The organism is Roseateles sp. GW821-FHT09H11 (assembly GCF_059415845.1).
This window is the reverse complement of record NZ_JBWKOA010000010.1, coordinates 18270-30970: the sequence shown is the minus strand read 5'-3', so window position 1 is coordinate 30970 and position 12701 is coordinate 18270. Positions and strand designations below refer to the sequence as shown.

Below are 12701 nucleotides of genomic sequence, written 5' to 3'. Positions count from 1 at the left end.
CACGCTTAGCATCACGGAATCGAATGGATGCCCCGGAGGGGCGGAGGACCTGATGCCCTCGACCGACCTTCAACTGGACTGGCTCCGCGCCTTCGTGGCGGCGGTGGACGGCGGCTCGCTGACGGCGGCGGGCGCCCTGGTGCATCGCTCGCAGTCGGCATTGAGCATGCAGATCGCCAAGCTGGAACGGGCTGTGGGTCAGCCGGTGCTGGTGCGCACGCCGCGACGGCTGGATCTGACGCCGGCGGGACGCGAGTTGCTCGGACACGCGCGCCGCCTGATCGCGCAGCACGACGAAGCGGTCCAGGCGCTCAAGCGCGAGACGCTGCACGGCCGCCTCACCATCGGCGTGCCGGAGGATTACGCGCTGCCCTACCTCACCCCGGTCTTGCGCGACTTCGCGGGACGGCACACGGCGGTGGAGCTGACCCTCGTCTGCCAGCAGTCGACGGTGCTCATCCCCCGGGTGTCGCGCGGCGAAGTCGACGTGGCGGTCGTCACGCGCGATCGAGCCGGTCGCGGGCAGCCGCTGTTCGACGAACCGCTGGCCTGGTTCGGCGCGCCGCGCTTCGAGGCGTGGCGGCAGACGCCCTTGCCCGTCGCGGTCTACGAATCGGGCAGTCTTGCGCGCAAGGCGGCACTGTCGGCGCTGGCGGCATTGAAGCGGCCTCACCGCATCGTCTGCGACAGCGCCAGCCCGGCCGGCATGCTGGCGGCCGTCGAGAGCGGCCTGGCGATCGCGCTGTTCACACGCTGCAGCGTGCCCGAGGGCATGGAACTGCTCGACGAGCGTCACGGCATGCCGCCGGCGACCTCGCTGCCGGCGATGTCGGTGGTGCTGATGCGCAGCAAGGCCTCGGCAGGCTCCGCGGCGGCCGACGCCTTCGCGGGCCAGGTCTTGCGCACGCTGGCGCGCAGCCGGACGGGCTCGACTATGCTGCGCCGATGATGCTGCTCCGCCGGCTGTGGCCGCTCCTTCTCCTGCTGGTCTGCGCAGCGCTCATGGGTGCGCCGCACGCCCAGGCCGCCGAGCCGCTGCGCATCGGCTCCAAGCGGTTCACGGAGAGCTACATCCTCGCCGAGGTGCTCGCACAGACCGTGCGCGCCGACGATCCGTCTGCCGAGGTGGAGGTCCGCCAGGGCCTGGGCAACACCGCCATCGTCCACGCGGCGCTGAAGGCCGGCAGCATCGACGTCTATCCCGAGTACCTCGGCACGATCGAGCGGGAGATCCTCGGCCACGCGACCACCGGCGCGCCGCTCGATCAACTGCAGGCGGAACTGCGCCCGCTCGGGCTGGCGATCGGTGTGCCGCTCGGCTTCAACAACGGCTACGCACTGGCAATGCGGTCGGCGCAGGCGCGCGAACTCGGTCTCCATGCGCTGTCGCAACTGAAGGGGCAGCCGACGTTGAAGTTCGGCCTCAGCAACGAATTCCTGGGCCGCGCGGACGGCTGGCCCGGCTTGTCGAAGCGCTATGCGCTGCCGCAGACCCCGACGGGGCTCGATCACGGGCTCGCTTACCGTGCGCTTGCCGAAGCCCAGATCGATGTCACCGACGTGTACACGACCGACGCGCAGATCGCGGCGCTTGATCTCACGGTGCTGGCCGACGACGCGCACTTCTTCCCGCGGTATGACGCGGTGTTGCTGTATCGAGTCGATCTGCCGCAGCGCCATCCGCGCGCCTGGGCGGCGCTGCAGGCGCTGCGCGGCAGGATCGACGAGACAGCGATGATCGCGATGAATGCGCGGGCCGAAGTGCAGCGGCAACCGTTCGACGCGATCGCTCGAGCGTTCGTGGCGACCCGTGGCCCCGCCTCCTCGGCCGCAGCCGCCTCCGCCTCTTCCTCCGCCTTTGTCATCGGCTCCACCCCATCGGCCCCCTCGTCTTCCCCCGGTCCGGCCGAGCCGGCCAAGTCGGACCTCTGGTCGAGATTGAGCGGTCCGGATCTCGGTCGACTCACGGTGCAGCACCTGGCGCTGGTCCTGGGATCCGTCGCGCTGGCCACGCTGATCGGCGTGCCGCTGGCGGTCGCGCTGCACCCGTGGCCGCGCTGGCGCGAAGCGCTGCTGGCCGTCTGCGCGCTGCTGCAGACCGTGCCCTCGCTGGCGATGCTGGCGCTCCTGATCTGGGCGACGAACCGGATCGGGCCGGTGCCGGCGCTGGTCGCGCTCACGCTCTACGCGTTGTTGCCGGTGCTGCGCAACTGCACGGTCGGTCTCAGCGAAGTGTCCGAGGGCCTGACCACCGCCGCGAAGGCGCTGGGCCTCACGCGGGGCCAGGTGTTGCGTTCAGTGCAGTTGCCACTGGCCTTGCCGGTCATGCTCGCGGGCCTGCGCACGGCCACCAGCCTGTCCGTCGGGACCGCCACCATGGCGGCCTTCATCGGCGCCGGAGGCTATGGGGAACGCATCGTCACCGGGCTCGCGTTGAACGATCAGACCCTGCTGCTTGCGGGCGCCTTGCCGGCCGCGGCGCTGGCCCTGCTCTTCGAAGGCGTGTTCGGACTGATGGCGTGGAGACTGGCGAGAAGCCGCGGGGCCTGAGGTCTCGCGGAGAGCGCCAGCGACGTCGGGCAGCTCAATGCTCGCCGGCGGCGAACTCGTGCTCCAGCTCGGCGTAGCAGCGCTGCTGTGCGGGGGACCAGTCGCCCAACTGCGCGGGCTGCAGCCCAGGCTGCATGAGCTGGCGCAGCGCAACCGCCTGCGCCTGCCGCACCAGGTGCGCGAGCACGACGGACTCGGCGCCACGGCCCGGGCGGGGTGCCAGCGCTTCGGCGACCTGGGGAGGGAAGCCCCAGTGCTCGACGATCTGCGCCGACCATGCGGCCGTCAACGGCAGCAATTGGCGATGCAGGCCTTCGCGGTCCAGCGGCGGCACCGAGGGCGCGGACATCCCGTCCAGCGCGCGCAGCAGCGCCATCAGGCCGAGTTGTGAGCTGAGGCCGGCCAGATAGGCGGAGAACTCGTCGTCGCCCGCATTGGCCAGACGCGCCGTGGCGAACGCGGTGCGTTCGCTGAGATCCCACAGCAGCGTCCCCGAGCGGCTGCCGTAGCGTCCCTTGCCGTGATGGAAGATGGGTCGCATCGCGACGCTCATCACCAACTGGTCCAGGCCCTGCTGGCCCAGCACCATCACCGCGCCGGCGAGATCCGTGATGTCGCGCTCGGTGCGATAACGCGGCGAGTTGGCCAGCCGCATCAGCTCTCCGACCAGGCTGGGATCGCGCGACATCAGCTGCACCAGCTCCGTCGAGGACACGTTGCTGCGTCGCACGAGTCGCATCAACTGCGGCAGCACGGCGGGCAGGCGAGGCAGCAGGTCGGCCCATTGCGAGCCACGCTGCGCCTGCAGGCGCTGCATCAGTCCCTGCTCGCCGGCCGACGGCGGCACGTCCTTCAGCCGCGACAAGCCGAACAGCCGGGTGCTGAAGTGCAGCCACTCCGGCGAGGCATCGAGCGTGGGGAAGACGATGTCGCCGCCGCTGTAGACCGCGGTCTGGGTCGAGACCATGCCGGGGCCCTGCGAGTGCGAGGACGCCGACGACAGCACGGGCGGAATCGGGATGTCGACGGCTCGGATCGGCGACGGCGCGGGCGGCGCCCCCTTCGATGCTCCGCCCTTGGCGGCGGCTCCGCCGGCCGACCTGGTGTCGGCAGAGCCGGTGAGCAGTTTGCGGAGGGAGGACAGGAGAGCCATGGCGCGAGTTCGCCGAATTATGGTCGGCCGGTTCCGCGCGGGTGTTTCGCGGGCGTCACGCTTCTCCCCCCGATTCGGGGTGTGAGCGTCGACCGTACGGCGTTTCCTTCACGCCGCGGCGCGACTCACTGCGCCTGGCGACTCGCTCCGAGGTAGGTCTCGATCACCCGGGGATCCTTCGCCAGATCGGCGGCCTGGCCTTCGAGCGCGATCTCGCCGGTCTCCAGCACGTAGCCGTAGTCGGCGACTTCGAGCGCGGCGCGCGCGTTCTGCTCGATCAGCAGGATGGAGACGCCCGCCTCGCGCAACTGCGAGACGATGCGGAACACCTCTTTCACGATCAGTGGCGCCAGGCCGAGGCTGGGCTCGTCGAGCATCAGCAGCTTGGGCCGCGCCATCAGCGCGCGGCCGACCGCGAGCATCTGGCGCTCGCCGCCGGACAGCGTCCCGGCGAGCTGGGCGCGGCGTTCCTGCAAGCGCGGGAACAGCGTGTAGACGCGCTCCAACTCGTCGCGCCAGCCCTTCACGCCCAGGCGCATCGGGCGGAAGCCGCCGAGCACCAGGTTGTCCTCGACGGACATCGTCGTGAACAGCTCCCGCTTCTCGGGCACCAGCGCCAGGCCCTTCATCACCCGGTCCTCGAGGCTCAGGCCCTGGATGTCCTCGCCGTCGAAGACGATCTGCCCGCGCGCCGGCAGCACGCCCATCAGCGCGTTCAGCGTCGTGCTCTTGCCGGCCCCGTTCGGACCGATGACGGTGACCACCTCGCCTTCCCGCAGCCGCAGGTCCAGGCCCGTCAGCACCTCGGCGCGGCCGTAGCCCGCATGCAATCCGCTGACCTTCAGCAACTCGCTCATGTCAGTGTTCCGTTCCCAGGTAGGCCGCACGCACCTCGGGGCTGGCCTGCACCTCGGCGGGCGTGCCCTCGATCAGCTTGGTGCCGAACTCCATCACGACGATCCGGTCCGTCAGCCCCATGACGAAGTCCATGTCGTGCTCGACCAGCAGGATGCTCATGCCTTCGGCGCGCAACTGGCGCAGCACGGCGGCCAAGGCCTGCTTCTCCTTGTGGCGCAAGCCCGCGGCCGGCTCGTCGAGCAGCAGCAGCGACGGGTCGCTGCACAGCGCCCGCGCGATCTCCATCAGGCGCTGCGGTCCGAGCGCCAGGTTGCCGGCGAGTTCGTGCAGGTGGTCCTGCATGCCGATGCGGCGCAACTGGTTCTCGGCCTCGGCGAAGAGGCGCTTCTCTTCCGCGCGGTCGAGGCGCAGCATCGCGTGCGCCGTGCCGCTGTGCGAGCGCAGATAGCCGCCGAGCGCGACGTTCTCCAGCACCGTCATGTCCGCGATCATCTTCACGTGCTGGAAGGTCCGCGACATGCCGCGACGCGCGATCTGACGGGCGGGCAGGCCGGTGATGGGCTCGCCGGCAAAGCGCAGGTCGCCGCTGGTCGCGGACAGCACGCCGGAAACCAGGTTGAAGGTCGTCGACTTGCCGGCGCCGTTCGGGCCGATCAGGCCCATGATCTCGCCCGCGCGCAACTCGAAGCTGACGTCGTTCACCGCGACCAGTCCGCCGAACTGCTTGCGCAGCTTGTCAACCTTGAGCAGCACCGAACCGGCCTGCGGCTTCGCGCGCGATTCGAGCGCGGGCGCGCCCTCCCAGTTCCGCTCGCGCGGCCGCGCCGGCCACCAGCGCGACAGCGCCTTCTGCAGCGACGGCCACAGTCCCTTGGGCGCGTACTTCAGCATCAGCACCAGCACGACGCCGAGCACGATGATCTCGAAGTTGCCGTTGCTGCCCAGCAGCGCCGGCAACAGCTCCTTGAGCTGGTCCTCGATGATCTTGAACACGCCCGCGCCGACGAAGGCGCCCCACACGCTCGACACCCCGCCGACGACGGCCATGAACAGGTACTCGATGCCCATCTTCAGGCCGAAGGGGCTCGGGTTCACGGTGCGCTGGACATGCGCGAACAGCCAGCCCGAGATCGACGCGAGCACCGCGGCGATCAGGAAGACGACGACCTTGTAGCGGAAGGTCGAGACGCCCATCGACTCGGCCATCACCGTCGCACCGCCGAGCGCCCGGATCGCGCGACCGGCGCGGGAGTCCAGCAGATTGCGCACGGCGATCGCGCCCAGGAGCGCGAACAGCCAGATCAGGTAGTAGATCGCGCGGCCGTCGGACAGGCTGACGCCGAACAGTTCGATCGCCGGCACGCCGAGCAGGCCGTCGTACTTGCCGAGCGACTCCATGTTGGCGATCGTGAAGTTCAGGCTGAGCGCCCAGGCGATCGTCGCCAGCGGCAGGTAATGGCCCGACATCCGCAGCGTGATCAAGGCCAGCACCAGCGCGATGACCAGCGTGATCGCGACGCCGGCGGCGAGTCCGATCCACGGCGACAGTCCGTAGCGCGCGCTCAGCAGCGCGGTCGTGTACGCACCGACACCGACGAAGGCGGCCTGTCCGAACGACGTCAGCCCACCGACGCCGGTCAGCAGCACCAGCCCCAACGCGACGAGCGCGAACATGCCGATGTAGTTCAGTTGGGTGATCCAGAACTCGGGCACCGGCAGCAGCGGCAACAGCGCGAGCGCGGCGAACAGCAACGCGGGCACGATGCGGCGCTTCCACGGCCTGGACCCGTCGGTGGAGTCCGTGGCGGGGGCCGCGGCGGCCTTCATGGCAGCGGATCGATCGGAGGTCACGTCAATGCTCCTCATGGTGCGGATCTCGCCAGCTGCGCCACAGCAGCACCGGCAGGATGGAAGTGAAGACGATGACCTCCTTGAAGGCGCTGGCCCAGAAGGAACTGAACGACTCGATCAAGCCGACCAGCAGCGCGCCCAGCGCGGCGCCCGGATAGCTCGACAGGCCTGCGAAGACGGCGGCGACGAAGCCCTTCAGGCCGATGAGGAAGCCGCTGTCGTAGAAGATCGTCGTGGTGGGGCTGATCAGGATGCCCGACAGCGCGCCGATGAAGGCGGCCAGCGTGAACGACAACCGGCCCGCGGACGTGCTGGAGATCCCCATCAACCGGGCGCCGAGCCGGTTCACCGCGGTCGCGCGCAGCGCCTTCCCGTAGAGGCTCTTCTCGAAGAACAGCCACAACGCGACGATGAGCGCCGCCGAGGCCATCACGATGATGAGCGTCTGTCCCGAGAACATGAGCGGCCCGGCCGAGTAGCTCGCCTCCCAGAAGCTCGGGTTGCGCGAGCCCTCGGCGCCGAAGAACACCAGGCCCAGCCCCGTCAGCGCGAAGTGCACGCCGACCGAGACGATCAGCAGCACCAGCACCGACGCGTCCGCCAGCGACTGGTACGCAAGCCGGTAGAGCAACCCGCCCATCGGCGTGACGATCGCCAGCGTCAGCAACGCCTGCGCCACCAGCGGCAGCTTCATCGGCGCGAGCCACAGCGCGCAGAGCCCGATCGCAACGCCTGGCAGCGCTCGCAGCGCGATCGACACCCATGCCGCTCCAAGGCGTCCCGCGCGCGCGGCCGCAATGAGGTCCAGCACCGCCGTCAGCAGCGCCATCGCGATCAGGAAGTGGATCGTGAGCGGCGTGTGACCGAGTTGCAGTCCCGCCAGGGTCAACGCGCCGAAGGCGACGAATTCCCCCTGAGGAATGAAGATCACCCGCGTGACCGCGAAGACCAGGACGAGGGCCAGTGCCAGCAGCGCGTAGATCGCGCCGTTGGTCACCCCGTCCAGCACCAGGATGCTTGCAATCGCCCCGTCCACCTTGTCTCCTGTCGTGGTGCCGGGCAAGGCCGTTGACCGCGCGTCGCCGATGCGTGCCGGCGCCGTCGCGACCGCTCCGAAGGCCATCGCCCGGGGGTTGGTCGTCCATGGGACGTGTGGCGACCGACTCTAGCGGGAAGCCTTCAGCCGTCCGTCAGTGGATGCCGCATTGACATTTCGCAAGATATTAATCCGACCGGTCGGTCGAAGTTGAATCACGCGCTGCGCAGACCTTGCGGCCGGCAGTCAGACCGTCTCGAGTTCGTTCCGCAGCGCGTGCAGGTGGAGGCAGGCTTTTGCGGTGGCGCGGCGCAGGTCCAGTTCTTCGCGCTTCGTCCAGACACGGGCGGTGTCGCGCTGTCCGAGCGCGATGACGCCAAAGGTCTTGCCGTTGATCTGCCCGGACACGTCCAGCATCGCGCGCCAGGTTGGCGGCGGTTGCAGTGCGCTCAGCCGCGGATCGGCCTGGGCGTCTGCGCAGTTGAAGACGCCCTCGGACAGCAGGGCGTCGAAGTAGCCGGGATAGGCACGTTGCTCGCAGAGCGTGCGCTGACGGCTCACGCCGTCGATCGCGTGCGCGCCGAGGCAACGCAGGCGGTAATCCCCAGGCTCGCCATCCAGCAGCCAGAGGCTGGCGTGCGAACTCCGGAAGTGGCCGCACAGGGCCTCGCTGACGGCCAGCGCGTATCGCTCGGCCAGCTCGCCGGCCGTTTCCAGGCCGCTGTCGCGGGCCTCGGTCGCCGGCCATTCCATTTCCTGACTGGCCGCCCGCATGGCGGCAAACAGCCCTTCGATCCTTTCCATCGCCGCGCTCGCTCCCTGTGTGTCCTTGTTGTTGACGCCACGGTGAAACGGCGCGGCCACATTCTAGGTGTTTTCCCTAAAACGCGCCACGCGCCTTCGGGCGGGCGTCCGCCAGAGAGGGAACGCAGCCGGCGCCTGCGGCAACGAATGTCTCTTGCAACCGATTCGGGCGACCTTCGCGCGAGGTCATTAGCGATGCCCCGGTACGGGGAAGCCCCGGCTTATAGGAAAATACGGGTTTCGCCGTCTGTCCCTGGGGGGAACTTGGGACCGTCGGCGCGGCATTTCAAACTCTTATCAGGATCAGGAACAGCGTGGCCAAGGATACGACCAAGACGACCATCGAAGCCGATGGTCTGCGCTATCGCTCTAAAGCTCCAGGTTCGCCGTTCGCGGCGACCTCCTCGTTTGGCGCGGCAACCATGTCGTGCTTCCTCTGCGGCAAGCATCGCCCTCGTGCGCTGCTGAAGTCCCGCAAGCTGCTGGGCAAGTCCCAGCCAGTCTGCGCTCCTTCCTGCAAGGAACTGGAAGAGCAGCTGACGAAGAAGTAAGCCCAGGCTTACCGGGCATCTTCAGGATGCCCTGAAGCAGCGTCCACAGACCGCGCGGTAACGGGAGTTGCCGCCGATCTCGACCTGCGCGCCTTCGGTCTGTTTGCGACCGGTGGCGTCGACACGCATGTTCATCGTGGCCTTGCGGCCGCAGTCGCAGATGGTCTTCATCTCGTCCATCTCGTCGGCGAGCGCCAGCAGGGCTGCCGAGCCGGTGAACAGCTCTCCGCGGAAGTCCGTCCGCAGGCCGTAGCAGATGACGGGCACGTGGCGCATGTGCGCGATCTCATGCAGCGCCCAGACCTGGTCTTTCGTCAGGAACTGGGCCTCGTCGACGAGGATGCAGGCGATGCCCGGCGACTGCGTGATCAGCGCGCGGAAATCCGTCTCGCCGTTGAACACTTCCGCCACCCGCTGCGGCCCCAGCCGCGACGTGACCATTCCCTTGCCGTAGCGGTCGTCGACCCCTGCGGTGAACAGGCGCACCGCATGGCCGCGCTCCTCGTAGTTGTGTGCCACCTGCAGCAGGGCGGTGGACTTGCCGGCATTCATCGCCGCGTAGCGGAAAAACAGTTTGGCCATGGTTCTCGAACGCCCGGGCTGCCGGGCAAGCGGGCGATTGTCGGCGTAAAACCCGCCGTTCGTCGGACAGCGCTTTTACCCCCGGGCAAGCGATGTAGCGGGGCGTCACACGCCCCACCTACTATTGATCACGAGGGAATCGATGCGCCGACGGGACACGAACCCGCCGGCGTGAACAAGAGCGCCAAGCGAAGCGAGACCATGAGCAAAGACACCTGCACCGCCGTTCGGGATGACGGCCTGCGCTATGCCTCCAAGCTGGGGGGGTCGCCGTTCCAGGGTAGCGGTCAAACCCGCTCCTGCTTCAAATGCGGGCGTCATCGCCCCCCAAGCAGCCTCCAGTCCAAGCGGATCCTGGGTCGGACCGAGCTGGTGTGCAAGCCCGCCTGCGAACCGAAGACCTGATTTCTCCCACGGAAGGCATCCCCAAGGCAGGACGGGCGCCCTCCGTCGATCGGCGCGAATTGCCACGCCCGCGCGGCTATGGGCACAATCCCCCTTTTTCCCGAAGGCCGGCCCCGCGCCGCTTGATGCATGTCCTCCAGCACCACGCCGCAAGGCGAAGTGACCTCCTCCGAGTTCCCCGATCAGAAGGCCCCCGCCACCGAGACGACTGAGGCCGTGCTGACGGCACCGGTGTCGGAGGCCGAAGAGCCCGTGCCGGAAGCAGATGAATCCTCCAGCGAGGCCACCGCAGACGCCGAAACGGGCGATGCCGCTCCCGCGGCGGCGACGCCCGGCCAGGCGAAGGCTGCCGAGGGCGGTCGCGTCGATGTCCAGGCCGTCGCCGCCAAGCTCAAGGAGCTCTTCCCGGCCTTGTTCGCCGGCGGCGCCAAGCCGCTGAAGCTGCGCGTTCAGTCCGACATCCAGCAACGCGCGCCGGGCCAGTTCACCAAGGCACAGCTGTCCGCATTCCTGCGCCGCTACACGGGTGGCACCGGCTACCTGATCGCGCTGACCCGCGCGAAGACGCGGTTCGATCTCGACGGGCAACCCGCTGGGGAACTCAGCGACGAACACAGAGCCGCCGCTCAGGAAGAGTTGACGCGTCGCCGCGGCATCACCGAGGCGCGTCGCGTCGAGGAAGATCGCGGCCGCCTGGAGCGTGCGCAGTTGCTGCGGGACTTCTCGCGCACGACGCTGACGCCGTCGAACTTCTGCGCGCTCAAGGGCCTGACGCAGGAACAGCTGGACGCCCAACTGAAGTTGGCACGAGAGGAAGAGGCGCAGCAGCCGCCGCGTCCGGAACGCAACGACCGCCCACCCCGCGGCGGCGAGCATCGCCGTGGTGGTCCACGGGGAGAGGGCCATCCCGGCGGTCCGGGCCAAGGCCCGCGCGGCGATCGGGGCGACCGCCCTCGCCGTGACGGCCAGGCTCGTCCGAACGACGCTCGCAAGCCCCCGCGCCCACCGCGCTGATCCTTCCCGTGTCCGCCGCCGATGGTGGCCTGAGCGGCCGTCGCCCCCTCTGCGAGGGATGTGGACGGCCGCTCGTCGCTTGTTGGTGCGCATGCGTGCATCACGTCGACAACCGCTCCGCGCTGCTCATCCTTCAAGACCCCGGCGAGGTGGGGCAGGCGAAAGGCACCGCCGCACTGCTGGCACGGTGCCTGTCACGTGTCGAGCTGCGTGTCGGCGAGCGCTTCGGGCCGCCCCGATCCGTCGAGGGCCTTGTCCTGCTGTATCCAAGGACTCCCGACCACGTGCCCGCGGGCTCGCCGACGCAAGGTTCAACGTCGATGACCGCGGACGCCGCTTCAACAACGCTCGTGGCGCTGGACGGCACCTGGCGCCGCAGTCGAAGACTGCTTGCCTTGAACCCGTGGCTGCAGACGCTACCGCGACTCGCTCTTGAGGCGCCTCCACCGTCGCGCTACAGGATCCGCCGTGCTCATGCGGATTCGCAGCGCAGCACGCTGGAGGCTTGCGCATTGGCACTGGCGGCACTCGACGATGACGAGGCCCGCTATGCGCCGCTATGGCAGGCCATGGATGCCTTTGTCGCGCTGCAGTGGCGCTTGGCGGGCAACGCCCCTCCTCCACAGGCCTGAGGCGCTGCGCGGTAAGCTGCGATGCCATGAACCCCATCACCGCCGCCCCTACCCCGGCCTCCGAGCCGCGATTGACCTCGCTGTCGCACGGCGGCGGCTGCGGCTGCAAGATCGCGCCAGGCGTGCTATCGGAGATCCTCAAGGGTACGGGCGCGTTTCCCGTGCCCAAGGAGTTGCTCGTCGGCATCGAAACCTCGGACGACGCAGCGGTCTATCGCCTCAACGACGAACAGGCTCTGGTGGCCACGACCGACTTCTTCATGCCGATCGTCGATGACCCCCATGACTTCGGCCGTATCGCCGCCACCAATGCGATCAGTGACGTCTACGCGATGGGCGCCCGCCCCATCATGGCGTTGGCACTCGTCGGGATGCCAGTGGCGGTGCTGAGCGCAGCGACGATCGGGCGCATTCTCGAAGGCGGCGCCTCGGTCTGTCGCCAGGCGGGTATCCCGATCGCCGGCGGACACACGATCGACTCCGTCGAGCCGATCTACGGGCTGGTCGCATTGGGGCTGGTTCATCCTTCCCGCGTGAAGCGCAATGCGGACGCCAAGGTCGGTGATGTGCTCGTGCTGGGCAAGGCACTCGGCGTGGGCGTGATGTCGGCGGCGCTGAAGAAAGGCCGACTCGATGACGCGTCATATAGGCGGATGCTGGACACGGCCACCTTGTTGAACACGCCGGGGCCGGAACTCGCGGCGCTCGCTGGCGTCCATGCGTTGACCGACGTGACAGGGTTCGGACTCGCCGGACATGCCCTCGAAATCGCTCGTGGGTCGCGCTGCGCGATCGAGATCGATTGGGCCGCAGTACCGCTGCTCGAGGGCGTCCGCTCGCTGGCCGCCGAGGGCCTGATCACGGGAGCGTCGGGGAGGAATTGGGCGGCCTATGGCGCCGAGATCGCGCTGGATGCTTCAGTGCCGGCGGAGACGCAGGCGCTGTTGAGCGATCCCCAGACCAGTGGCGGCTTGCTGGTGTCGTGTTCACCCGCAGCCGTCGATCAGGTGTTGGCGGTCTTCGCTCGGCACGGCTTCGGCGCCGCCAGCGTCGTTGGACGCGTCGTCGCTGAGGGCGATGGCTCGCGTCTACGCGTTGCTTGATGGGATCCGAGATCCTTTGAAATTCCCGGCGTTCCGCGCCGTGACCAAAAAACAAAGGGCCCTCGCATGAGGGCCCTTGTTCGATTGGTTGCGGGGGCAGGATTTGAACCTACGACCTTTGGGTTATGAGCCCAACGAGCTACCAGACTGCTCCACCCCGCG

The 12701-nt window shown here is 68.6% G+C and carries 12 protein-coding genes and 1 tRNA gene; 6 read left to right on the top strand and 7 right to left on the bottom strand.

The annotated features are described in order from the left end of the window. Positions 1-52: 52 nt before the first annotated feature. A complete protein-coding gene (locus AC07PR_RS27740) occupies positions 53-949 on the top strand; it encodes a LysR family transcriptional regulator (protein ID WP_377158071.1) in 897 nt (298 codons plus the stop codon). Then, a complete protein-coding gene (locus AC07PR_RS27735) occupies positions 946-2550 on the top strand; it encodes a glycine betaine ABC transporter substrate-binding protein (RefSeq protein ID WP_495137174.1) in 1605 nt (534 codons plus the stop codon). Before AC07PR_RS27740 ends, AC07PR_RS27735 begins: the two co-directional genes overlap by 4 nt. Positions 2551-2584: 34 nt before the next feature. Here the strand turns inward: AC07PR_RS27735 and AC07PR_RS27730 are convergent, their stop codons facing one another. From AC07PR_RS27730 to AC07PR_RS27710, 5 genes are all read right to left on the bottom strand, one after another. Beyond that, positions 2585-3703, bottom strand: coding sequence for an HDOD domain-containing protein (locus AC07PR_RS27730; protein WP_495137173.1), 1119 nt, complete (start codon positions 3701-3703; stop codon positions 2585-2587). Positions 3704-3828: 125 nt separating this feature from the next. Continuing rightward, a complete protein-coding gene (locus AC07PR_RS27725; protein ID WP_483108659.1) occupies positions 3829-4560 on the bottom strand; it encodes an ABC transporter ATP-binding protein in 732 nt (243 codons plus the stop codon). A 1-nt stretch (position 4561) separates the two neighbouring features. Next, on the bottom strand, positions 4562-6388 hold the full coding sequence (locus AC07PR_RS27720; protein ID WP_495137335.1) for a branched-chain amino acid ABC transporter ATP-binding protein/permease: 1827 nt from the start codon (positions 6386-6388) through the stop codon (positions 4562-4564). Between the two features lie 25 nt (positions 6389-6413). Then, on the bottom strand, positions 6414-7448 hold the full coding sequence (locus AC07PR_RS27715; protein WP_483109325.1) for a branched-chain amino acid ABC transporter permease: 1035 nt from the start codon (positions 7446-7448) through the stop codon (positions 6414-6416). A gap of 246 nt (positions 7449-7694) precedes the next feature. Beyond that, a complete protein-coding gene (locus tag AC07PR_RS27710; RefSeq protein WP_377158077.1) occupies positions 7695-8252 on the bottom strand; it encodes a GAF domain-containing protein in 558 nt (185 codons plus the stop codon). Between the two features lie 314 nt (positions 8253-8566). Here AC07PR_RS27710 and AC07PR_RS27705 point away from each other — a divergent pair, with 314 nt between their 5' ends. After that, entirely contained in the window at positions 8567-8803 is a 237-nt protein-coding gene (locus tag AC07PR_RS27705) for a hypothetical protein (protein ID WP_067278790.1), read from the top strand. Between the two features lie 21 nt (positions 8804-8824). On the opposite strand, the gene AC07PR_RS27700 is transcribed toward AC07PR_RS27705, so the two are convergent. Further along, positions 8825-9385, bottom strand: a complete 561-nt coding sequence (locus tag AC07PR_RS27700; protein ID WP_483108658.1) for a thymidine kinase — start codon at positions 9383-9385, stop codon at positions 8825-8827. A gap of 534 nt (positions 9386-9919) precedes the next feature. Between AC07PR_RS27700 and AC07PR_RS27695 the strand changes: the two genes are divergently transcribed. Genes AC07PR_RS27695 through selD form a run of 3 tightly spaced genes read left to right on the top strand, consistent with a single transcriptional unit; the run spans position 9920 to position 12539 of the window. Next, positions 9920-10804 carry a ProQ/FINO family protein gene (locus AC07PR_RS27695; RefSeq protein WP_495137172.1) on the top strand — a complete coding sequence of 295 codons (885 nt, stop codon included), beginning with the start codon at positions 9920-9922 and terminating at the stop codon, positions 10802-10804. Positions 10805-10812: 8 nt separating this feature from the next. After that, positions 10813-11436, top strand: a complete 624-nt coding sequence (locus AC07PR_RS27690; protein ID WP_495137171.1) for a tRNA-uridine aminocarboxypropyltransferase — start codon at positions 10813-10815, stop codon at positions 11434-11436. Between the two features lie 26 nt (positions 11437-11462). Continuing rightward, the gene (gene selD, locus AC07PR_RS27685) at positions 11463-12539 is read left to right on the top strand and encodes a selenide, water dikinase SelD (RefSeq protein WP_377158084.1); all 1077 of its coding nucleotides are present in this window, start codon (positions 11463-11465) and stop codon (positions 12537-12539) included. 85 nt (positions 12540-12624) lie between these two features. Here the strand turns inward: selD and AC07PR_RS27680 are convergent. Continuing rightward, positions 12625-12701 (bottom strand) — tRNA-Met (locus tag AC07PR_RS27680).